Source organism: Rhodobacter capsulatus SB 1003 (assembly GCF_000021865.1).
GTDB lineage: Bacteria > Pseudomonadota > Alphaproteobacteria > Rhodobacterales > Rhodobacteraceae > Rhodobacter > Rhodobacter capsulatus_B.
In genome coordinates, this window is record NC_014034.1 from 3,014,676 (window position 1) to 3,036,981 (window position 22,306).

Below are 22,306 nucleotides of genomic sequence, written 5' to 3' on the forward strand. Positions count from 1 at the left end.
GCACCGGTTCCCGCCTTTGGCCTCAGCCTTTCGGGCTGATCATGTCTTCCGGGCGCACGACACGGTCGAAGGTCTCGCCATCGACGTAGCCCAGCGCAATCGCTTCCTCGCGCAAAGTCGTGCCGTTCTTGTGCGCGGTCTTCGCCACCTTGGTCGCGGCGTCATAGCCGATGGTCGGCGCCAGCGCCGTCACCAGCATCAGGCTTTCCTTCATCAGCTTGTCGATCCGCGCGGTATTCGCCTGCGTGCCCACCACCATGTTGTCGGTGAAGGCCGAGGCCGAGTCGCCCAGAAGCTGCATCGATTGCAGCACATTGTAGCTCATCATCGGGTTGTAGACATTGAGCTCGAAATGGCCCTGCGAGCCCGCAAAGCCGATGGCGGCATCATTGCCCATGACATGGGCGCAGACCATCGTCAGCGCCTCGGCCTGGGTCGGGTTGACCTTGCCCGGCATGATCGAGCTGCCCGGTTCGTTTTCCGGCAGAATCAGCTCGCCCAGACCCGAGCGCGGGCCGGAGCCGAGCAGGCGCATGTCGTTCGCGATCTTGAAGAGGCTTGCCGCAATGGTCTTCAGCGCGCCCGAGAAGAACACCATCGCATCATGCGCGGCGAGCGCCTCGAACTTGTTCGGCGCGGTGACAAAGGGCAGGCCGGTGATCTCGGCTATCTGCGCGGCGATGCGGGTATCCCAACCGACGCGGGTGTTCAGCCCGGTGCCGACAGCGGTGCCGCCCTGCGCCAGCTCATAGATATGCGGCAGCGCCAGCTTCACCCGCTCGATGCCGCGGTCAACCTGCGTCGCATAGCCGGAGAATTCCTGACCCAGCGTCAGGGGCGTCGCATCCTGCGTATGGGTGCGGCCGATCTTGATGATATCCTTGAACTCTTCCGACTTCGCCCAAAGCGCCTTGGACAGCTTTTCCAGCCCCGGGATCAGCACGTCGCGCGCATGGCAGGCAATCGCCACATGCATTGCGGTCGGGAAAGTGTCGTTCGAGCTTTGCCCCATGTTCACATGGTCATTCGGATGGACGGGCTTTTTCGAGCCCATCACGCCGCCCAGCATCTCGATGGCGCGGTTCGAGATCACCTCGTTCGCGTTCATGTTCGACTGCGTGCCCGACCCCGTCTGCCAGACCACCAGCGGGAAGTTGTCGTCGAACTTGCCCTCGATCACCTCGGTCGCGGCGGCGGCAATGGCATCGGCCAAAGCCGGGTCCAGATCGCCCTGCGCCTTGTTCACCAGCGCGGCGGCCTTCTTGATCACGCCCAGCGCGCGGATGATCGGTTTCGGCTGACGTTCCCAGCCGATCGGGAAATTCTGGATCGAGCGCTGCGTCTGCGCGCCCCAATATTTGTCGGCGGGAACCTCCAGCGGACCGAAGCTGTCGGTCTCGGTGCGGGTCGCGGTCATCGTGGGCCTCCGTGATGCGAAATGTCCCGCGCGTCATAGGACGGCGGGACATTTTTTGCAATCGGCATGCCGAGGTATACCGCCCTCAGGCGTCGACCGACATCCGGTAGACGCGGGCATTGCGGCACAGCGGATGATGCGCCAGCAACTCGGCCAGCGCGGTTTCGACGATCCGCGGCGAGCGGCAGTGGAAATACAGCTCGACCGCGCCCGGATAGGTGCCCGCGCCCTGCAGCCGCCCGGCAGAGCTGACGCGCTCCTCGATCGGGCCCATCAGCGTGGCGGCGACCTGCGCGGCCGACTGGCCCGCGGGCAGGACGGCCGGGTCCAGCTCCAGCACCACGACCTCGGTGGTGCCGAAGCGACGCAGCTCCTTGCCCTCGGCATCGGTGAACCACGAGCCCTTGGGCGAGCCGAGGCTGTCGAAATGCGCCACCAGCCGGTCCAGCAGCCTGGCATCCAGCCCGGTCACGGTGAAAACGACCTGCGAGGCGGTCCCCCGCCCTTCGGCATTCACCGAGGACTTGCCCGAGGTGACGCTGCCAAAGCCCTCGGCGGCAAGCCATTTCTGCACCGGGGCGTCGTAGCGCAGGGCGCGGTCCTCGGCCAGAAGGCAGGTCGGCAGATGCGCGGTAAGGGTGGTGGTGACTTTCGGTTGAGGAAGTTGAACATCACTCGGGTCTCATTTGCGGAATTTGTCGAGACTGACCACTTCGGCTTCGGTCCGGGGTTTTTCCGGTTCCTCCTGCGGTTCGTCCTCGTCGTCCTCGTCCTCGTCCTCTTCGTCGCTGTCTTGCGATTCGAAGCGCAGGCCGAATTCGACCGAGGGGTCGACGAAGGTGTGCACGGCATCGAAGGGGATCACCAGCGGTTCGGGCTGGTTGCCGAAGTTCAGCGTGATCGAGAAGCCCTCGTCGGTGACGACAAGGTTGTCGAACCAGTGCTGAATGACGATGGTCATTTCTTCGGGATAGCGGCTTTTCAGCCAGTCCGCCATTTCCACCTTCGGCGCGCGGGTGTCGAAGGTGATGAAGAAATGATGCGCCCCGGGCAGGCCATGTTCGGCCACCTCGGTCAGGACGGTCTGGATCAGCCCGCGCATCGCGCGGTGCATGAGCGTGCCGTAGTCGATCGAACGGGTCATCTGTCCGCCTTTCCTTTCGGCCCAGCATAGGGGATTCGCCGTGCAAGAAAAGGGGGCAAGAACAAGCCGCAAGCAGCGTGCCACGGGGCGGCGGCCCCGGCATCGGAGAGGCCGCGCGGCGGAAGGGGGTGGGGGAAAGTGCAGGTTTCTGTTGCCAGGCACCTGCGAGCCCCGCCTTAAGCGGCTAAGCGTAAGGACTTTAGGTTTCGGTACCCGAGCTGCTTACGCAGCCAGAGCCACCGGAGCACGGTTGTCGTTGGCAACTGTACATTTGAGCAGATAACGGCTGCGTCCAACCGAGATGCAAGTACCCATTCAACCGTTCGTCGACCCTAATTCACCCCCGCACTCCTGTTAGCCCAGGAGAAATGGTGGAGGTGGGGGGATTCGCACCCCCGTCCGATCCAGCCTAGTTGGCCCGTCTACACCCATAGTCCCTTGCGGAACGGGATCAATCTAGGTGTCGCGGGGCGAAAGCGCAAGACCCCCGCGGCGGCGGCCCGCCATCGGGGCCCCTTTGGCGCCGGCATGGTCCATCTTCATGGCCCCGCTCTTGCGGCGAAGCCGCGCAGCCCGGCACGATTGCGCTTGTGCGGCGGTCCTGCCGACCCTACCTGTAGCGGATCATGCCTGCTGACGCCCCTGCTCCGCCGCCGACCGCGGCCACCCTGCCCTTTTCCAGCCGCCTTTCCCTGACGCCCGGACCCCCCGATGTTTCTTGAAATCGCCATCGTCCTGCTTTTGACCCTCGTCAACGGCGTGCTTGCCATGTCGGAACTTGCCATCGTCTCCTCGCGCCCGGCGCGCCTGAAGCTTCTGGCCGACCGCGGCAGCCGCGGCGCCCGGATCGCGATCCGGCTGGGCGAGGAACCGGGGCGGTTCCTGTCCTCGGTGCAGATCGGCATCACCGCGGTGGGCGTGCTCTCGGGGGCGTTTTCCGGCGCGACCCTGGGCGAGCGGCTCTCGAACTGGCTTTCGCTGCAAGGACTTGCGCCCAGCCTTGCCGACACCCTCGGCGTCGGCGGCGTGGTGGTGGCGATCACCTATGCCTCGCTCGTCTTTGGCGAACTGGTGCCGAAACAGATCGCGCTGCGCCGTCCCGAGGCGGTGGCGGTGCGGATCGCGCCGCTGTTGCAGCTGATCGCGATTGTCGCCGCGCCGGTGGTCTGGCTGCTCGACATTTCCGGGCGGCTGGTGCTGCTGGTGCTGGGCCAGTCGGGCGGCGCCGAAAGCAACATGACCGACGAAGAGGTCAAGATGGTGCTGGCCGAGGCGCAGACCGCGGGCGTGATGGAAGAGGCCGAAACCGAGATGATCGCCGGGGTGATGCGGATTGCCGACCGCTCCGCACGGGGCGTGATGACGCCGCGCCACGAGGTCGATCTGGTCGACATCACCGACAGCCCCGCCGCCATCGTCAAGCGCTTCCGCGAGACCCGTCATTCCCGCCTGCCGGTGCGCGATGGCGGCCCCGATGACATCGTCGGCGTGCTGTCCTCGCGCGATTTTCTCGATCACCGCCCCCGCGCCGAGGCGGGCGATCTGCGCGCGCTGATCCTGCCCGCGCCGGTGGTGCGCGACGGCATGTCGGCGCTGGACGTGGTGGAAACCCTGCGCAGCGCCCCGGCGCATATGGTGCTGGTCTTTGACGAATACGGCCATTTCGAGGGCATCGTGACGCCGATGGACCTGCTCGAGGCGATCACCGGCGATTTCCACGACCCGGGCGAGCCCGAGGAGCCGAAGATGGTGCCCCGCGCCGATGGTTCGGTTCTGGTGGCGGGCTGGATGCCCGCCGACGAATTCGCCGATGCCTTCGGCTTTCCGCTGCGCGAGGGGCGCGATTATCAGACCGTCGCCGGGCTGGTGCTGGACGAGACCGGCCAGCTGCCCGAGGTCGGCGCCGTCTTCACCCTTTACGGGCTGCGCATCGAGGTGGTGGACCTGGACGGGCGGCGGATCGACAAGCTGCTGGTCAGCCGCGCGCCCTGAGCGCCCATTTGCGCGCCGCGCGCGGCTGCGGCCTCAGTGCCGCAGCGCCAGGGTTTCGGCGCGCAGATCGGCGAGGAACTGGCGCGGATGTTTCAGCGCCTCGGCGATCTCGGCGGCCGTCTTCGGCGGCCCGATCACCGGCGCTTGCGGCTTGAAGAGCGCGCGCTTGATTTCATGCAGCAAAAGCCCCTGCCGCAGCGTCGCGCCCAGCTTGTTGGCGATCTGATAGGCGCGCGAATTCTTGCCGGGGAAATAGATCGGCAGCACCGCAGCCCCCGAACGCGCCAGCATCTTTGCGGTGAAGGGGTTCCATTCGCCCTCGATCGCCGGGCCGAAGAAGGTCTTCGAATGCGCCACCGCGCCCGCCGGAAACAGCACGATCACGCCGCCGCGCTTCAGCTGCGCCATGCATTCGGCCCGCATCTTCAGGCTTTCCTCCTGCGCATTCGGCTCATGCGGGAAGGGCACCGGCAGCATGAATTCCTCGATCTCGGGAATGCCGGTCAGCAGCGAACGGGTCAGGATCTTGTAATCGGTCCGCACCTGCCCGATCAGCCAGGCCAGCACCATCCCGTCCACCAGCCCGTGCGGGTGGTTCGCGACGACGACGAGCGGCCCGGTCGCGGGGATGCGGGCGATTTCGGCGGCGGGGGTCTTCACCTCGATCCCCATGATCTCCAGCGCCTGCGGCCAGAACGGCTGACCCACCGGCGCGCCGCGACGCTCGAACTTGCGGATCAGCTGCAACAGCGTCCATTTCGCCGTCAGCCATTCGATGGTGCGGATCGTATTCGCCTTCCACGGGTTGGTGAACGTCCCCGCATAGGACAGCCGCTTGATATCATAGGGTTTTTGTTCGACCAACATGCGGTCGACGGGTTGGCTGTCGGTCACGACACTTCCCTTCTTGCCTTGCGGCTCACATCTCTTCGCCGAAGCGGTCGGCCACCAGCGCCTCAAGCGCGGCGGACAGCTTGTCGGCCTCAGGCCCGAAGGTCGTGACCTCGATCGTGGTCCCGCGCGAGGCGGCAAGCATCAGCAGACCCATGATCGAATCGCCCGAGACCTTCATCCCGTCCTTTTCGACCTCGGCCCTTGCGTCATGCGCCTCGACCACCTCCACGAACCGCGCCGAGGCCCGCGCATGCAGGCCCTTTTCATTCACGATCTTCAAGACCTTGCTGACACTCACTTGGCCGAGGCTCCGCCCGTCGAATAGCAATTGATATATTTGCGACCGGCATCAAGAGAGGCTTCCACCGCCGCATGCACGCCCAAAGAGCGCGATTTGGCGAGCTTTATCAGCAAGGGAAGATTGGCACCATAGATGATCTCGCGCCCGCCGGCCTCGCAGGCCATCAGGCTCAGGTTGGAGGGCGAGCCGCCGAACATGTCGGTGACGACGACAACCCCGGCGCCGCTGTCGACCGCATCGGCGGCGGCGCGGATCTCGGCCTGTTTCGCCGCCCTGTCATGGTCGTCTTCTATGGTGATGGCGCGTATGCCCTCTTGCGGGCCGACGACATGCTCGACCGCCGCGAGATATTCCCGCGCCAAACCCCCATGTGCCACGATCACGATCCCGATCACGCGCCCTCTGCCTCTTTCCCTGTGGGCATGGCCTGTGCCCGACGTTCCAGCTCCCTGTGCCGTTTAGACACTTGCCAGTTCGCCTGTGCAAGGGCCTTGGCTACGGCTTCCGTTACGGCAACCGAACGATGTTGCCCGCCGGTACATCCGAAGCCCACGGCCAGATGGGCCTTGCCTTCGTCCAGATGCGCCGGAAGTTGAAACAGCAGTAGATCACACACCTTCTGAATGAAGGGTTGATAGCGGGCATCGCCCTGCACATGCGCCGCTACCGCCGGATCCAGCCCGGTCAGCGGCCGCAGCGCCTCGACCCAATGCGGATTCGCCAGAAACCGGCAGTCGAACATCATGTCGAGCCCGCGCGGCACGCCGCGCTTGTAGCTGAAACTGTGCAGCGAAATCGCCAGCCGCGAGATCTGCCCCATGTCGAACCAGCGCCCGACCTCGGCGCGCAGGTCATGCGGGCTCATCGTCGAGCTGTCGATCAGCACATCGGCCCGCATCCGGATCGGCGCCAGCATGTCGAATTCCTGCACGATCCCCGAGAGCGGCTGCGCCTGCGGCGCCAGCGGATGGCGGCGCCGGGTCTCGGAATAGCGCCGGATCAGCGCCTCGGGCGTGGCGTCCAGATACAGCACTTCGAGCAGCAGGCCCGGTTCCCGCGTCAGCCAGTCGATCAGCTCGATCAGCGCCGCGACGGAAAAATCGCGGTTGCGCACGTCGATGCCCAAAGCCATCGGCCGGGTCAGCGGGCCATCGATCAGCCGCGGCACCAGGGACAACGGCAGGTTGTTGATCGCCTCGTAGCCCAGATCCTCGAGCGCGACGATCGCGGTGGTGCGCCCCGCCCCCGAAGGGCCGGTGACAAGAACCAGCCGGTTCACCGTCTCGGTTGCCGCGCGTTCGTTCACATCGCTCTCCCGGCCTTCAGCCATTGCAGGATCACCGCCTCAAGATGACCATGTTGCAGGCGCAGCACAAGGGGCAGGGTGACGCCCAGAAACGCAATCTCGCGTGAAGGTGGCAGCCTTTCGGCCTCGTCCCGCCCCATGTCCACCGCCAGCACGATCCGCGCCTGCGCCAGCGTCTCGGCGCGCAGGATGCCCGCGCCCCGCGCCTCGATCAGACCGGCGATCGGCGCGGGGGCACGGGCGATCAGCGCGCCCTCTTCCACCGCCAGCAAAACCCGGTCATCGGCCACCAGCCGCGCCCCGAAGGCCATCAACCGCAAGGCGAGCCCGGATTTCCCCGCCCCCGAGGGACCAAGGATCAGCACCCCCGCCCCGGGCGTCAGCGCAACCGCCGTGGCATGCAGCGGCGGGCCCAAGGCTCAGACCGGCAGGCCGACGACGAAGCGGGCGCCCAGCGGTTCCGAGGTGATGTCGGCATCGGTCGGGCGGATGTTCTCGGCCCAGATCACGCCGCCATGCGCCTCGACGATCTGTTTCGAGATCGCCAGCCCCAGGCCGGAATGGTCGCCGAACTGGCCCTCGGGGCGTTGCGAATAGAAGCGCTTGAAGACCTTGGACAGGGCCTGTTCGGGAATGCCCGGCCCGGTGTCCTCGACCACCACCAGCACCCGGTTTTCGCGTTTGCGCGCCCAGACCCGGACCGCGTCGCCCTCTTCGCAGAAGCTGATCGCATTGCTGATCAGATTGACGAAAACCTGCGCCAGACGGGCCTCGAGGCCGGTGATGCGGATCGGATCCGCGGGCAGGTCGGTGATGAATTCGACCCCTTTCGCCCCCGCCTCCCGGCCCAGATGGTCGCCCAGATTGGCAAGCATCTTCAACAGGTCGAAGGGCTCTTCCTCTTCCTTGACCAGATCGCTGTCGAGCCGCGAGGCGTTCGAGATGTCGCTCACCAGCCGGTCAAGGCGGCGCACGTCATGGTCGATCACCTCCAGCAGGCGCAGACGCTGATCCTCGCGCTTGACCACATGCAGCGAGGCCACGGCCGAGCGCAGGCTGGCCAGCGGGTTCTTGATTTCATGCGCCACATCGGCGGCAAACTGTTCATTCGCGTCGATCCGGTCGTAAAGCGCCGCCACCATGCCGCGCAGCGCGCCCGACAGCCGCCCGATCTCGTCGGGCCGCGCGGTCAGGTCGGGAATGCGGATCCGACCCGGCGTCATCTTGCGGGAATGCCGGTCGCGGCCGATCTCGGCGGCGGCGGCAAGGTCGGAAAGCGGGTTGGCGATGGTCGAGGCCAGCACCAGAGACAGCCCGATCGAAACGATGATCGCCACGACGAACATCTGCAGCACCTGTTCGCGCTCGACCCGGACGAGCTTGTCGATTTCCCCCGCGGCCGAGGTCATCGCCACGGTGCCGACATGGACGTCGTTCTGGAACAGCCCGGTCGCCACCGAAAAGATCGTCGCCCCCGAGGTGTTGCGCCGCGTCGCCATCACCGTCTGCCCGGCCGCGACCTGCGGCACCAGCGCCTCGGCCATGGCCCGGGTATCGACGGGCGGCGCCGCGCCCGGATCGCGATGCGCAAGCCGGGTCAGCCAGTCCCAGGCGCTGTTGAGCAGATCGGTGAGCATCGTCGAGCGGCTGTCGACCCCCAGCCCCTCGACCCTTTCGCGCGGCGCGGTGCCGACGGCGCCGGAGTCCGCCAAAAGATTTCCTGCCGCATCAAAGACATAGATCGTCGCCCCCTCGGGCAGTTCGATCCCGCGCATGACCTCGGCCACGTCAAGGCCGTCGCCCGCCGCCAGATTGACCGGCGCCGACAGCGGCATCCGCGCCTCGAAGACATCGGCGATCAGCTCGGCCTCGCTGACGATGGCGCTTTCGCGCTGAAACACCAGGCTGTCGCGGAACGGGTTCAGATAAAGCACCCCCGCCACCATGACCAGCATCGCCAGAAGGTTAAAGGTGATGATCTTGCGCGCGAGCGGCGAGTGGTTCAGCGAAATGTAGCTGCGCCGCTGACGGCCCTTGGCCAGATCCTCATCGACCGCGCCCGAGGGTGCGACCCAGTCCTCGCCCAGAACCACATCCGTTCTCGGATTTCGCGGCCTTGGTCACACGCCCCCGCCTTGCTGCAAGAAATCCGGCAATGGTCATTCTTCGTTGTAACGATAACCGATGCCGTAAAGCGTCTCGATCGCCGAGAAATCGTCATCCACCGTGCGCATCTTCTTGCGCAGCCGCTTGATGTGGCTGTCGATGGTGCGATCGTCGACATAGACCTGATCGTCATAGGCGACATCCATCAGCTGATCGCGGCTTTTGACGAATCCGGGCCGGATCGCCAGCGCCTGCAGCAGCAGGAATTCGGTCACCGTCAGCGTCACCTCGCGGCCCTTCCAGGTCACCGAATGGCGCAGCGGGTCCATGGAAAGGGAACCGCGCACGATCACCTTGGTATCTTCGGCCACCGGCGCTTCGCCGGTCGAGATCGCCTCCTGACGGCGCAGAAGCGCGCGGATGCGTTCGACCAGAAGCCGCTGGCTGAAGGGTTTCTTGACGTAATCATCCGCGCCCATGCGCAGGCCCAGAACCTCGTCGATCTCGTCATCCTTGGAGGTCAGGAAGATCACCGGCATCGTCGTCTTCTGGCGCAGCCGCTGCAGCAGTTCCATGCCGTCCATCCGCGGCATCTTGATGTCAAGCACGGCCATGTCGGGCAGCCGCTTGCTGAACGCGTCGAGCGCGGCCTGACCGTCGTTGTAGGTCTCGACCTCGTAGCCCTCGGCCTCAAGCGTCATCGAGACCGACGTCAGAATGTTGCGATCGTCGTCGACCAGCGCGATCCTCGACATGTGCTGCACCTCATACTGCCTGTATTATGATTGCCGCCATTGTCCGCTTTCCGGCCCCCGGAATCAACTGCGATGTGCGAATCGCCCACGTGATGCGAATCATCTGAGCGCAAAAAAACGAAGGTTTGACTAATTTGTCTCACCTCTTCGCGATGATGGCGCTAAATCGGCCCTGTTTTGCGCTAGCTGCGACAAACCCTTCTGTTCCTTCGCAATTGCGCCATGGTATAGGGCGCCATCCGCAACATTCTTGCGCGGATCGGTGCCCGCCCGTCACGGTCACCGCGAGGAACCACTGCGCCGCACGGGCGGCAACGGGAGCGAAACATGAGCATCGGACGCGTGAACCCGGCGAAAAAGCTGGAAGATCAGGGCATCACTGGTCTCGGCAACGTCTATTACAACCTGCTGGAACCCGCGCTCATCGAACTGGCGCTCAAGAACGGGGAAGGCACGCTTGGCAAGGGCGGGGCTTTCTACTGCTCGACCGGCAAGCACACCGGCCGGTCGCCGAAAGACAAGTTCGTCGTCCGCACCGCCAGCGTCGAAGACACGATCTGGTGGGAAAACAACAAGCCGATGGATCCGGCCAAGTTCGACGTGCTGCATGCCGACATGCTGGCGCATATGAAGGGCAAGGATTTCGTCGTCGAGGATCTTTATGGCGGCGCCGATCCGGCCCACCGTCTCGATGTGCGTCTGGTCGCCGAACTGGCCTGGCACGGCCTGTTCCTGCGCACCATGCTGCGCCGCCCCGCCCGTGAAGAGCTGGACACGTTCAACCCGGAATGGACAATCATCAACTGCCCGTCGTTCAAGGCCGACCCGGAACGCCACGGCTGCCGCACCGAAACGGTGATCGCGCTGAACTTCGACAAGAAGCTGATCCTGATCGGCAACACCGCCTATGCGGGCGAAAACAAGAAGGGCGTGTTCACCCTTCTGAACTACATCCTGCCCGGCAAGGGCGTGATGGCGATGCACTGCTCGGCCAACCATGCGATCGACAACCCCGATGACTCGGCCGTCTTCTTCGGGCTTTCGGGCACCGGCAAGACGACGCTTTCGGCCGACCCGTCGCGCGTGCTGATCGGCGATGACGAACACGGCTGGTCGGAAAAGGGCATCTTCAACTTCGAGGGCGGCTGCTACGCCAAGACCATCAACCTCTCGAAGGAAGCGGAACCGGACATCTACAACACCTGTTCGATGTTCGGCACCGTGGTCGAGAACATGGTCTTCGACCCGGAAACGCTGGAACTTGACTTCTTCGACAGCTCGCTGACGGAAAACATGCGCTGCGCTTACCCGCTGCACTATATCGGCAACGCGTCCGATACCGCGCTCGGTGGCCATCCGAAGAACGTGATCATGCTGACCTGCGACGCTTACGGCGTCCTGCCGCCGATCGCGCGTCTGACCCCCGCTCAGGCGATGTATCACTTCCTCTCGGGCTTCACCTCGAAGACCCCGGGCACGGAAGTCGGCATCGTCGAGCCGGTGCCGACCTTCTCGACCTGCTTCGGTGCGCCCTTCATGCCGCGTCGTCCGGAAGTCTACGGCAAGCTTCTCGCCGCGAAGATCGCCGAACATGGCGCCTCGTGCTGGCTGGTCAACACCGGCTGGAGCGGCGGTGCCTTTGGCGTGGGCAAGCGGATGCCGATCAAGGCCACCCGCGCGCTGCTCACCGCCGCGCTCGACGGCTCGCTGCACAATGCCGAATTCCGCAAGGACCCGAACTTCGGCTTCGAAGTCCCGGTCGCGGTGCATGATGTCGACAGCAAACTGCTGAACCCGCGCGAGACCTGGGCCGACAAGGCCGCCTTCGACGCGCAGGCGGCGAAGCTGGTGAAGATGTTCTCGGACAACTTCGCGCAATATCTGCCCTATGTGGACGAAGACGTGAAAGCCGTCGCGATCGGCTGAACCGCCTTGGAATGACAAAGGGCCGGGGATTTCCCCGGCCCTTTCCTTTTGTTCAGCGCGCTTACTTGCGGCTGCGTTTGACCTTGCGCGAGATCGCCCGTTCCTTCGCCTTGAAGGCCACGGATTTCCGCCCCGGACGGAACGGCCGCTTGCCGCCCCTGCCCGCGCCGGGCATCGCCTGACCTTCCAGCTCCAGCAATTCCAGCTCCAGCCCGCCGGTCACCGGCACGGCCTCGGCCAGCCGCACCAGAACCCGCTGCCCGATGCCGAGCGTGATGCCGCTGTCGGCGCCGATCAGCTGTTGCGCATCGCGGTCGTAGTGGAAGAATTCCCGCCCCACGGATCGGATCGGCACCAGCCCGTCCGCCCCGGTCTCATCCAGCTTCACGAAGGCGCCGAATTTCTGCACGCCGCTGATCCGCCCGGTAAATTCGCTGCCCACCCGCTCGCTCAGATAGGCCGCCAGATAGCGGTCGGTGGTGTCGCGTTCCGCCGCCATCGAGCGCCGCTCGGTCTCGGAGATGTGCTGCGCGGTGTCTTCAAGCTGGGCGATGTCGTCGCGGCTGAGGCCATCCTTCCCCCAGCCATGCCCGGCAATCAGCGCCCGATGCACGATCAGGTCGGAATAGCGCCGAATGGGGCTGGTGAAATGCGCGTAAGACCGCAGCGCCAGCCCGAAATGCCCCAGATTCTGCGGCGCATAATAGGCCTGCGTCATCGAGCGCAGGGTGGAAATGTTGATCAGCTCGTCAAACTCGCTGCCCTCGGCCTCGGACAAAAGCCGGTTCAGATGCGCGGTCTTCAGCACCTGCCCCTTCGCCAGACTGAACCCGGACGCCTGCGCAACCTCGCGCAAAGCATCGATTTTCTCGGGCGAGGGTTCCTCGTGCACGCGGTAGAGCAGCGGGCGGCGCAGCCGTTCCAGCTCTTCGGCGGCGGCGACATTGGCCAGCACCATGAATTCCTCGATCAGCCGATGCGCGTCGAGCCGTTCCTTGAACTTGACCGAGGCGACCTTGCCCGCCTCGTCGATCTCGATCCGGCGCTCGGGCAGATCCAGATCCAGCGGTTGCCGCGCCGCCCGCGCCCGGGTCAGCGCCCGGTAACAGGCGTAGATCGGCGCGATGATCTCCGCGACGAGCGGCGCGGTCTTGTCATCGGGGCGGCCATCCTGTGCCGCCTGCACCTGCGCATATTCCAGCGAGGCGACCGAGCGGATGATGCCCCGGGTGAAGCGATGCGCAATCTTGCGCCCCTCGGCCGAAACCTTCATCCGCACCGCCAAGACCGCGCGCGGCACATGTTCGTGCAAGGAACACAGATCACCCGACAGCCGGTCGGGCAGCATCGGCACGACGCGGTCGGGGAAATAGGTGGAATTGCCGCGATTGCGCGCCTCGCGATCCAGCGCCGAGCCCGGGCGGACGTAATGCGCCACATCGGCAATCGCGACCCACAGAAGGAACCCGCCCGCATTCGCCGGATCCTCGTCGGGGGCCACGAAACAGGCGTCGTCGCGGTCGCGGGCATCGGCCGGGTCGATGGTGACAAAGGGCAGGCCGGTCAGGTCTTCGCGATCGCCCAAGGCGGCGGGGAGTTCGGCATCGGCCTCGGCGATCACGTCATCGGGGAAATCGTCGGGAATGCCGTGCTGGTGAATGGCGATCAGCGACACCGCCCGCGGCGCGGTCGGATCGCCCAGACGCTCGATCACCCGCGCCCGCGGCAGGCCCATCCGGCCCTTCGGCCCCGACTGTTCCGCCTCGACCAGCTCGCCGTCGCGGGCGTCATTCGTCGCCCCGGGCGGCACCACCCATTCATTCATCTCGCCCTTGTCGATGGGGGTGATCCGGCCCCCTTCGGCGCCCTTGCGGAAGATGCCGACGATGCGATGCCGCGCCTGACCGAGCTTGCGAATGAGCCGCGCCTCGGGCCCCTCGGTCCCTTGCGCAATCCGCGCCAGCACGCGTTCGCCCGGCCCCACCGCGGGATCGTCGCGGCGGGTCAGAAAGGCGATCCGCGGCGCCTCGCCGGGACCCGCCCATTCCACCGGCCGCGCCCAAAGATCGCCCATGGCGTCGGCGGGCAGGATTTCCAGCACCGTCACCGGCGGCAGGCTGGCCTGATCGTGATAATGGCTCTTGCGCCGGGTGATCTGGCCCTCGGCGCTCAGCTCTTTCAAAAGGCGCTTCAACTCGATCTTCGCCGCGCCCTTCAGCCCGAAGGCCTTGGCGATATCGCGTTTCGCCCCCTGATCGGGGTTTTCGGCGATCCAGTCGAGGATCTGCTGCTTCGTCGGGATGGGGCTTTGTGTCATGGCCTTGCCTAGCACGACGGCGTCGCGCAAGAAAGTGGGGCTGCACCGGTGGGCAGAGGGTCGGGGCCGGGGCACAGCAGGGGGGCGGCGCATGCGGATCGCGGGGATCATTCTGGCGGGCGGTCAGGGGCGGCGGATGGGCCGCGAAAAGGCGCTGGTGCCGCTTTCGGGCGTGCCGCTGATCGCGCGGGTGCTGGCGCGGCTGGCGCCGCAGGTCGAAGCGGTGGCAATCTCGGCCAATGGCGATCCGGGCCGCTTCGGCCTTGGCCTGCCGGTGCTGCCCGATCGGCCCGGGGAATCGGGGCTTGGCCCGATGGCGGGCATCCGTGCCGGGCTGGACTGGGCGGCCGGGATCGGCGCCGAGGCGCTGGTCAGCACCGCCACCGACACGCCGTTCCTGCCCGAAGATCTGGTGGAGCGGCTGGCCGCCGCGGGCGGGCCCGCCCATGCGCAAAGCTTCGGGCGCGACCATTACACCGCCGCGCTTTGGCGCGTCGCCGACCGTCCCCGGATCGACGCGCTCTTCGCCGCCGACGAGCGGCGGATGCGCGCCTATCTGGCGGGGGCGGTGGCCGTGCCCTTCGACACCACGCCCGACCCTTTCGCCAATCTCAACACCCCCGAAGACCTTGCCCGGGCCGAGGACCGGCTGCGCCAGAACGCCCCTTAGGCGCGGAAACTGCCCGACTTGCCGCCGTCCTTGGACAAAAGCCGGATCCCCTCGATCCGCATGGATTTTTCCGCCGCCTTCAGCATGTCATAAACGGTCAGCGCCGCGGCCGAAACCGCCGTCAGCGCCTCCATCTCGACCCCGGTCGGGCCGGTGGTGGCCACCGTCGCCTCGATCCGCAGGGAACTGGTGTCCGGCTCGGGCAGCAGCTCCAGCGCGACGCGCGACAGCGCCAGCGGATGGCAGAGCGGAATGAGATCCGCGGTGCGCTTGGCCGCCATGATCCCGGCCACCCGCGCAATGCCCAGCACGTCGCCCTTGCCCGCCCGGCCCGCAATCACCAGCGCCAGGGTCTCGGGGCGCATCACCACCCGCCCCTCGGCCACCGCCGTGCGCTTCGTTTCCACCTTGTCCGAGACATCGACCATATGCGCTTGCCCCGCGTCGTCGAAATGGGTCAGCATGCCGCCCCCTTTCCCCGGCAGACCGGGCAATCCTCGCGCCGATGCGTGCGCAGCAGCCGTTCCTCGTTCCAGAGCGTGTCGATCATCCAAAGCCGTCCCAGCAGGCTCTGCCCCGCCCCGGTCAGGTGCTTGATCGCTTCCAGTGCCATCCGCGCCCCCACCACGCCCGGCAACGCGCCGACGACGCCCTTCGATTGCGCGGGCGGCAGGTGGTCGGGCTCGGGGAAGGTGCAGGCATAGCAGGCCCCGCCCCGCCCCGGCGCATAAAGACCGATCTGGCCTTCCCATTGCGCGATGGCACCGGACAGAAGCGGCACCCCCGCCGCGACACAGGCCCGGTTGATCAGATGCCGCGCCGCCAGATTGTCGGTGCAGTCGATCACCAGATCGAAGCCCGCGACCAGCACCGCCGTCTCGACCCCGAAGCGGATCGCATGGGTCTCGATCTGCACCTCGGGGTTCAGATCGGCAAGCCGCGCCCGGGCAGAGGCGGTCTTGCTTTGGCCCAGCCGCGCCGTGCCGTGCAGCACCTGCCGCTGCAGGTTCGACAGCGACACCACATCGTCATCAGCCAAAGCCAGCCGCCCGATCCCCGCCGCCGCCAGATAGAGCAGCACCGGAGAGCCAAGCCCCCCCGCGCCGATCACCAGAACCGAGGCAGCATTCAGCCTGGCCTGTCCGACCGGCCCGATCTCGGGCAGGATCAGATGCCGGGCATAGCGGCCCTCGGGGTCAAACGCGTGACCGTCCATCTCAACCCCCCGTCATCGGCGGGAAAAACGCCACTTCGCGCACGCCCGCCAGGGGCGCGGTGAAATCGGCCAGGTCCTGATCGAGCGCGACACGCAGCACCGCGGGATCGGCAAAGGCGGCCGCATAGCGCGGATCCTTCGCGCACAATTCGGCCACCAGATCGGCCACGGTCGCGGCCCCGGTTTCCAACCGCTCGCGCGGCTGCCCGATCCGTTCACGGACCCAGGCAAAATAGACGATGTCCAGCATCTCAGCCTCCGGTGTGGTTCATGCCGCGGACCATCTGGCCTGCGACGCTGCAGGGGCCGTAGCCGAAGGCATGGCCCGCAGGTTTCCTTGCGATCGCGGCGCGGATTTCCCGGGCCAGCGCTTCGCCCTCGACGCCCGCGCGCAGCACGGGGCGCAGGTCGCTTGACCCTTCCTGACCCAGACAGGTGTAAAGCTCGCCCTTGCAGGTCAGCCGCACGCGGTTGCAGCTGGTGCAGAAATTGTGGCTGAGCGGCGAGATGAACCCGATCCGCTGCCCGGTTTGTGCCACCGTCACATAGCGGGCGGGACCGCCGGTATTCAGCCCATTGTCGATCAACCGGAACCGGGTTTCGAGATGTGCGCGGACATCATCAAGCGGCCAGAACTGGTCAAGCCGGGTGCCTGCGGGAATGTCGCCCATCGGCATCAGCTCGATGAAGGTCAGATCGCAGTGATGCGCCGCCGCCCAGTCGGTCAGGGCAAAGATCTCGTCGTCGTTCACGCCCTTCAGCGCCATCGCATTGAGCTTCACCCGCAGCCCGGCCGCCTGCGCGGCGGCGATGCCCGCGAACACCTGTTCGATGCGGCCAAACCGGGTCAGCCGGGCATATTTCTCGGCCTGAAGCGTATCCAGCGAGACATTGACCCGCTTCACCCCGCACTCGGCCAGGGACTGGGCATGGGCGGCCAGCTGCGTGCCGTTCGTCGTCAGCGTCAGCTCATCCAGCCGCCCGGCGCGCAGATGCGTCCCCATCGCGGCAAAGAAAGTCCCGATGCCGCGCCGCACCAGAGGTTCCCCCCCGGTCACCCGCAGCTTGCGCACGCCAAGCCGGATGAAGGCGGAACAGAGCCGGTCCAGCTCCTCAAGGCTCAGCACCTGATTGCGCGGCAGGAAGGTCACGTCCTCCTTCATGCAATAGGAACAGCGCAGGTCGCAGCGGTCGGTGACCGAGACCCGCAGGTAACGCACGTCGCGGCCGAAGCCGTCGCAAAGGGGATCAGGCAGCATGGGCAACTCCCCGGCTGTCGTCCAGCCAGTGATGCAGGGTGGTTTCGTCGGGCATCAGCAGCAAAGCCGCGCCCTCGGTGAAGCGGATCCAGTCGGGCAGGTTGCGCGGATGCAGCGCGGTCAGCACCGGGATCTCGCGCGCCAGCGCCGCGGCGATCACGTCGCGAAAGCCGCGACCCTCGGCCTCGGCCTTGCCGAAGCGGTTCAGGATCAGAAGATCAAGCCCGGCGTCGATCTCGCCCAGCAGATCCTGTGCGACCTGCGCCAGCGCGCCGAAATCCAGCCGGCAGCCGGTCGAACCGGGGCCGAGCGGCTGGGCCACGGGCGTGCGGTGGCCGCTGGCCAGCGCCAGAAGCGCCATCTCGGCGCAGCGGCAGCCCGCCGCGGTGGCCGGACGTTCCTGCACCACGCCGCCGACGCGCAGGCCCTGCGCGATCAGGCGACGGGCAAAGCCCGCCAGAAGCGCATCGGGCGGCGTGTCCTGATAAAGGATCGCGGCCAGCGGGCCGATCGGGGCGCGGTCGGGGCGGTCGGATAACAGATCCTGCGCGGTCATGTCCTTGGTCCTTCGGGCCCTGGGTCTCGGGTCTTGGGGCAGCACCGCGCCCGCCGGCGCGGTGGAAGGGAGGGCCCCGGAGGGCCCTCCGTCAGGCGCAAGGGCTTATTCGGCCGCCTTCGGCGCGACAAAGCCGGTCAGGGTGACGGCGGGGCCGGTGTATTTCTCGACCTCGGCCAGCACGGTCTGACCACAGTTGCCCTGCGCCAGTTTCGACGTGCCGATATCGGCCGACAGCACGTTCACGTCGCCGTATTTGTCGAGCGTCCCCGCCTCGGTCACGTCCGAGGGATCATACCAGCCCCCTTCGTAGATCTGGATTACCCCCTTCATCACCGCATCGGTCACCTTGACCCCGGTCAGGATCTGGCCGCGATCATTGTGCACCCGCACCACGTCGCCATCGGCGATGCCGCGCGCGGCGGCGTCGTCGGGGTGCATCAGGCAGGGCTCGTGCCCCTGCACCGCATAGCCTTCGCGCAGCACCGTGCCGTTGAGCTGCGAGTGCAGCCGGTTGAACGGGTGCGAGGCCGCGATGTGCAGCGGATATTTCGCCCCCGGCCCGTCGAGCCGTTCAAGCGGTTCCATCCAGGTCGGATGCGCCGGGCAGTCGTCATAGCCCATCTTCTCGATGTTCTTCGAGTAGATCTCGATCAGGCCGGTCGGCGTGCCCAGCGGGTTGAGCAGCGGATCTTCCCGGAAGCTGGCATAGCGCACGAAGTCCGCGCCGTCGGTGACCGGGAATTCCACGATCCCTTCCGCCCAGAAGGCGTCGAAGGCGGGCATCTCGACGCCGCCGGCTTTGCCCTGCTTGGCGGCATCGTCGTAGAAGGACTTGATCCAGCCCATCTCGTCCTTGCCTTCGGTGAACTCCTTGCCCTTGCCCAGCCGTTCGGCGACCGCGGCGAAGATGTCGTAATCGCTGCGGGCTTCGTAAAGCGGCTCGACGATCTTCTTCATCGCCAGGATGCCGGTGTTCGAATAATCGCCGATCGTCTCGATGTCGTTGCGTTCATAGCTGGTCGTCGCGGGCAGCACGATGTCGGCATGCCGCGCCGTGGGCGTCCACTGGAAGTCATGCACGATGAAGGTTTCCAGTTTTTCCCAGGCCTTGACCATGCGGTTGCGGTCCTGATGGTGCACGAAGGGGTTGCCGCCAACCCAATAGGCCATCTTCACATCCGGGAATTTCGACCGCGTGCCGTTGAAGTCGAATTCGGCGCCGGGGTTTTCCAGCATGTCGACCACGCGCGCCACCGGGATCACCGAAGCGCCGCTCGCCGCCAGCCATTCCGGCCCCTTCGTCGCCGCGCCGCCATCGGTGATGCCCGAAAGCGCCGGACCGCTGCTCGAGGGCGTGCCGCCGCCCGAATAGTGATAGGACAGCCCGAAGCCGCCGCCCGGCAGCCCGATCTGACCCAGCATCGAGGCCAGCGTCACCAGCATCCAATGCGCCTGCTCGCCGTGATGCATCCGCTGCATCGACCAGCCCGCCGCCAGCATCGTGCGTTTCGATTTGAACAGCCGCGCCAGTTCCTTGATCGTCTCGGCCGGAACGCCGCTGATATCCGACGCCCATTCGGCGGTCTTCGGCGTGCTGTCGGTCTCGCCCATCAGATAGGGCAGGAACTTGTCGAAGCCCGAGGTGTAGTTGGCGATGAAGTCCTTGTCATACAGGTCTTCGGCCACCAGCGTATGCGCCATGCCCAGCATGATCGCCACATCGGTCTGCGGTTTCGGCGTGACGTGATCCGCGCCGAAGAATTCGACCGTCTTGGTGCGGACCGGATCGATGACGATGACCTTGGTGCCCTTGGCCTTGAGCGCCTCAAGCCCCGGATAGGCGCCATGTTCGGGGATCACCCAGCCGATCTGGCTGGTCTTGATCGGATCGGCGGCCCAGAACACCATGACTTCGGTGTTTTCCGCCAGCACCGGCCAGGCGGTCTGCTGTTCATAGACTTCCAGCGTGCCGACCACATGCGGCATGATCACCTGCGCCGCGCCGGTCGAATAATCGCCCGCGCCGTTCACATAGCCGCCCGCCAGCGTCAGCATCCGGCGCAGAAGCGTGGTGCAATTGTGCAGCCGCCCCGGGCTTTTCCAGCCATAGGAGCCGCCAAAGACGCCCTGCGGGCCGTAGGTCTCTTCGACCCGTTTCACCTCGGCCGCGACCAGATCGAGCGCCTGATCCCAGCTGACGCGGACGAAATCGCCGTTGCCGCGGGTGGAGCGATCAGCATTCACGCCTTTTTCGAGGAATTCGCGCCGCACCATCGGATATTTGATCCGCGTCGGCGAATAGATCGAGTCCAGCACGCCTTCCAGCATCGGCGTCGGATGCGGGTCTTTTTCCCAGGGGGTGAAGGCGGTGGCGCGGCCGTTTTCGACCGTCGCGGTAAAGACGCCCCAGTGGCTGCCCGACATCACCGTGCCATTGGCCAGCGCCTCGGCGCGGGCGCCCTTGGCCAGAAGCGACGGGCCGAACATGCCCAGCGCGCCCGCGGCGACCGAGTAGCTGAGGAAAGCGCGGCGGGAAAGCTCTGCGCGCAGCTCGTTTCCGGAAATCTTCGTCATTTGACTGTCCTTTCTTCCGGTTGGGGGATGAGTTCGTCGTGATCAAGCGCCGCCAGGAGCAGCGCCGCAGCCCCGGCAAAGAAGCCGGTGCGATCCTCGGCCCGGACCGCGGCGCAAAAGCCGGGCAGCCAGAGCCGCAGCCGGTCGCGCAGCGACCCGGCGCGCGGATCGGCATGGGTTTCAAGATGGGCGAGCAGCATCAGCTCGACCGAGAGATGGTCGGGCGCCTCGCAGCAGCCCTCGGCCAGACGCAGGTCGCAATCGGCCAGAAGCGCGGTCATCTCGGCCACCGGGGCGCGAAACAGCCCGCCCTCGCTCCAGGCCGAGTCGTTCGGCGCCAGCGTGCGCTTGCCGCCCAGACCGAGGAAGAGCCCGTTGAAGGCGATGGTCAGCCGCGTCTGCAGCTGCGCCGTCTCCTGCGGGGCCGCCAGCGCGGCGCCGATCTCGGCGACCGGGGCGGCAAAGGCCGGTTCGGTCGCCAGCGCCGCCAGCCATTTCCGCCCCGCCCCGTCACGCAGCGCGGCCAGAGCATCGGCAGAGGGCGCGGCCAGGAAGACCTCGGCCAGCCAGTGCCAGAGCAGCGCGCGATCGGCCAGGACGGCGGGGGGAAGGGTCATCACGGTCATTCCTCGACCTCCCCGCCCATGTCTTTCGCATGCATCTGCACGTATTTCTGCACCAGCCGGAACTGTTCCTCGTTCAGGGGCGCCTTGGGCTTCATCGCATTCAGCGTGCCGATCCACTGGTTCGCCAGGAAATGGCTGGTATGGGGCAGCACGTGGCAGGTGCCGCAGGCGGCGCTGAACATCGAGCCCGCATAGGACCAGACCTTGTCGAGACTGTCGGTCAGATCGGCATTCTTCACCCAGACCGTCAGCGTGCCGTCGGTCCAGACCTGATCGGTGTCGGGATCGGTCATGCGCGCTCCCGGCACCACCGCGGCCACCGCCGTCGGCGCCAGCGCCACGTTGAAGATCCGCCGCCCCTGCGCGGCATAAAGCATCCGCTCGGCGCCTTCCTGCTGCCAGCCTTCCAGCTTGACCTGCAGCGCCTTGCCCGAGACCGCCTCGACCACCATCGGCGTCGCCGCGATCACCTTGCCCGCCGCCTTCACGCCGTCTTTCGGTTCGTCCAGATAAAGCTCGACCGTCTGCAGCGGATAGACCGTGTCGCCCGCCTTCGGCCGCAGCTGCCCGGCTTCGGCCTGCAGATCCTCGAAGAGCTTCTTGTAGCCCGAGGACATGTCGGGCAGCTTGTGCGCGATGCCCTTGTGGCAATCGATGCAGGTGCCGCCGTCCTTCATCGCCTGCTGCATCTGCTTGGCCGCATCGGGCTTGGTCTGATGCGCGAAATCCATCGCCTCGAAACTGTGGCAGGACCGGCAGCCGACCGAGTCATTCGCCTTCATGTCGGCCCAGACGGTTTCGGCCATCTCGAGCCGGTGCGCCTCGAATTTCTCGGGCGTGTCGACCTTGCCGGTGATCTCGCCCCACAGATCCTTCGCGGCCAGCACCTTGGCCCGGTAAAGCCGCCAGCCCGATTTCGGCACGTGGCAATCGGCGCATTCGGCGCGCACGCCCATCGGGTTCACGTAATGGACGGTGGTCTTGTATTCTTCGTAATTGCCCTGCATCGAGTGGCAGGACAGACAGAATTTCGTCGTCGTCGTCTGCTCGACCGCATAGTGAAAGCCGTTCCAGCCCAGCGCGCCGACGAAGGCCCCGCCCAGCACCAACGTGCCCAGCCCCCAGCGCGTGCTGGGCCTGCGCATCACGCCCCAGATTTTCCTGATCACTTTCGCCTCCGGTCTTGCCACGGTCCGACCCCGTTCGAGTCCCTGTCTGGACCCGCGATGTGAACCGCGTTGCGT

At 66.2% G+C, this 22,306-nt stretch carries 22 protein-coding genes and 1 other RNA gene; 3 read left to right on the forward strand and 20 right to left on the reverse strand.

Annotated elements, in window-relative coordinates; all coding sequences use genetic code 11:
- Window positions 1-22: 22 nt before the first annotated feature.
- The 4 genes from fumC to ssrA form a co-directional block, all read right to left on the reverse strand.
- Window positions 23-1,417 carry a class II fumarate hydratase gene (gene fumC / locus RCAP_RS13990; RefSeq protein ID WP_013068533.1) on the reverse strand — a complete coding sequence of 465 codons (1,395 nt, stop codon included), beginning with the start codon at window positions 1,415-1,417 and terminating at the stop codon, window positions 23-25.
- Between the two features lie 85 nt (window positions 1,418-1,502).
- Entirely contained in the window at window positions 1,503-1,991 is a 489-nt protein-coding gene (locus RCAP_RS13995; RefSeq protein ID WP_013068534.1) for a hypothetical protein, read from the reverse strand.
- Window positions 1,992-2,099: 108 nt separating this feature from the next.
- Window positions 2,100-2,561: an SspB family protein gene (locus tag RCAP_RS14000; protein ID WP_013068535.1), complete on the reverse strand. Its 462-nt coding sequence runs from the start codon at window positions 2,559-2,561 to the stop codon at window positions 2,100-2,102.
- Between the two features lie 137 nt (window positions 2,562-2,698).
- Window positions 2,699-3,047, reverse strand: a transfer-messenger RNA (tmRNA) gene (gene ssrA / locus RCAP_RS19015).
- A gap of 225 nt (window positions 3,048-3,272) precedes the next feature.
- Here ssrA and RCAP_RS14005 point away from each other — a divergent pair.
- Window positions 3,273-4,553: a hemolysin family protein gene (locus RCAP_RS14005; protein ID WP_013068536.1), complete on the forward strand. Its 1,281-nt coding sequence runs from the start codon at window positions 3,273-3,275 to the stop codon at window positions 4,551-4,553.
- 33 nt (window positions 4,554-4,586) lie between these two features.
- On the opposite strand, the gene RCAP_RS14010 is transcribed toward RCAP_RS14005, so the two are convergent.
- The 7 genes from RCAP_RS14010 to RCAP_RS14040 all read right to left on the reverse strand — a co-directional run bounded on the left by RCAP_RS14010 (window position 4,587) and on the right by RCAP_RS14040 (window position 9,915).
- A complete protein-coding gene (locus RCAP_RS14010; RefSeq protein ID WP_050759987.1) occupies window positions 4,587-5,420 on the reverse strand; it encodes a lysophospholipid acyltransferase family protein in 834 nt (277 codons plus the stop codon).
- Between the two features lie 52 nt (window positions 5,421-5,472).
- Complete coding sequence (locus tag RCAP_RS14015) at window positions 5,473-5,745, reverse strand: HPr family phosphocarrier protein (protein WP_013068538.1); 273 nt, start codon at window positions 5,743-5,745, stop codon at window positions 5,473-5,475.
- Window positions 5,742-6,143, reverse strand: a complete 402-nt coding sequence (locus RCAP_RS14020; protein WP_013068539.1) for a PTS sugar transporter subunit IIA — start codon at window positions 6,141-6,143, stop codon at window positions 5,742-5,744. The genes RCAP_RS14015 and RCAP_RS14020 overlap by 4 nt, the downstream gene beginning before the upstream one ends.
- The gene (gene rapZ, locus RCAP_RS14025) at window positions 6,140-7,078 is read right to left on the reverse strand and encodes an RNase adapter RapZ (RefSeq protein ID WP_023911810.1); all 939 of its coding nucleotides are present in this window, start codon (window positions 7,076-7,078) and stop codon (window positions 6,140-6,142) included. The genes RCAP_RS14020 and rapZ overlap by 4 nt, the downstream gene beginning before the upstream one ends.
- Window positions 7,051-7,470 (reverse strand): HPr kinase/phosphorylase, encoded by a 420-nt coding sequence (locus RCAP_RS14030; protein ID WP_013068541.1) that lies wholly within the window; start codon window positions 7,468-7,470, stop codon window positions 7,051-7,053. The genes rapZ and RCAP_RS14030 overlap by 28 nt, the downstream gene beginning before the upstream one ends.
- A gap of 3 nt (window positions 7,471-7,473) precedes the next feature.
- Window positions 7,474-9,147, reverse strand: coding sequence for a sensor histidine kinase (locus RCAP_RS14035; protein WP_013068542.1), 1,674 nt, complete (start codon window positions 9,145-9,147; stop codon window positions 7,474-7,476).
- Window positions 9,148-9,213: 66 nt separating this feature from the next.
- Entirely contained in the window at window positions 9,214-9,915 is a 702-nt protein-coding gene (locus tag RCAP_RS14040) for a response regulator transcription factor (protein ID WP_013068543.1), read from the reverse strand.
- A 327-nt stretch (window positions 9,916-10,242) separates the two neighbouring features.
- On the opposite strand from RCAP_RS14040, the gene RCAP_RS14045 reads away from it, so the two are divergent.
- A complete protein-coding gene (locus RCAP_RS14045; protein ID WP_013068544.1) occupies window positions 10,243-11,841 on the forward strand; it encodes a phosphoenolpyruvate carboxykinase in 1,599 nt (532 codons plus the stop codon).
- A gap of 61 nt (window positions 11,842-11,902) precedes the next feature.
- Here RCAP_RS14045 and rnr read toward each other — a convergent pair whose 3' ends face one another.
- Entirely contained in the window at window positions 11,903-14,158 is a 2,256-nt protein-coding gene (gene rnr, locus RCAP_RS14050) for a ribonuclease R (RefSeq protein ID WP_013068545.1), read from the reverse strand.
- Between the two features lie 91 nt (window positions 14,159-14,249).
- On the opposite strand from rnr, the gene mobA reads away from it, so the two are divergent.
- Complete coding sequence (gene mobA / locus RCAP_RS14055; protein ID WP_013068546.1) at window positions 14,250-14,828, forward strand: molybdenum cofactor guanylyltransferase MobA; 579 nt, start codon at window positions 14,250-14,252, stop codon at window positions 14,826-14,828.
- Here mobA and moaC read toward each other — a convergent pair.
- From moaC to torC, 8 genes are all read right to left on the reverse strand, one after another.
- Entirely contained in the window at window positions 14,825-15,292 is a 468-nt protein-coding gene (gene moaC, locus RCAP_RS14060; protein ID WP_013068547.1) for a cyclic pyranopterin monophosphate synthase MoaC, read from the reverse strand. The genes mobA and moaC overlap by 4 nt on opposite strands.
- Entirely contained in the window at window positions 15,286-16,044 is a 759-nt protein-coding gene (locus RCAP_RS14065) for a HesA/MoeB/ThiF family protein (RefSeq protein WP_013068548.1), read from the reverse strand. Before RCAP_RS14065 ends, moaC begins: the two co-directional genes overlap by 7 nt.
- Before the next feature lies 1 nt (window position 16,045).
- Entirely contained in the window at window positions 16,046-16,294 is a 249-nt protein-coding gene (moaD, locus tag RCAP_RS14070; RefSeq protein ID WP_013068549.1) for a molybdopterin converting factor subunit 1, read from the reverse strand.
- 1 nt (window position 16,295) lies between these two features.
- Window positions 16,296-17,303, reverse strand: coding sequence for a GTP 3',8-cyclase MoaA (gene moaA, locus RCAP_RS14075; protein ID WP_013068550.1), 1,008 nt, complete (start codon window positions 17,301-17,303; stop codon window positions 16,296-16,298).
- The gene (locus tag RCAP_RS14080; protein WP_013068551.1) at window positions 17,293-17,859 is read right to left on the reverse strand and encodes a DUF2478 domain-containing protein; all 567 of its coding nucleotides are present in this window, start codon (window positions 17,857-17,859) and stop codon (window positions 17,293-17,295) included. Before RCAP_RS14080 ends, moaA begins: the two co-directional genes overlap by 11 nt.
- Window positions 17,860-17,964: 105 nt before the next feature.
- Complete coding sequence (gene torA, locus RCAP_RS14085; protein WP_013068552.1) at window positions 17,965-20,436, reverse strand: trimethylamine-N-oxide reductase TorA; 2,472 nt, start codon at window positions 20,434-20,436, stop codon at window positions 17,965-17,967.
- Window positions 20,433-21,062, reverse strand: a complete 630-nt coding sequence (locus RCAP_RS14090; protein WP_013068553.1) for a molecular chaperone TorD family protein — start codon at window positions 21,060-21,062, stop codon at window positions 20,433-20,435. Before RCAP_RS14090 ends, torA begins: the two co-directional genes overlap by 4 nt.
- Entirely contained in the window at window positions 21,059-22,231 is a 1,173-nt protein-coding gene (torC, locus tag RCAP_RS14095; RefSeq protein ID WP_031321502.1) for a pentaheme c-type cytochrome TorC, read from the reverse strand. The genes RCAP_RS14090 and torC overlap by 4 nt, the downstream gene beginning before the upstream one ends.
- Window positions 22,232-22,306 lie beyond the last annotated feature (75 nt).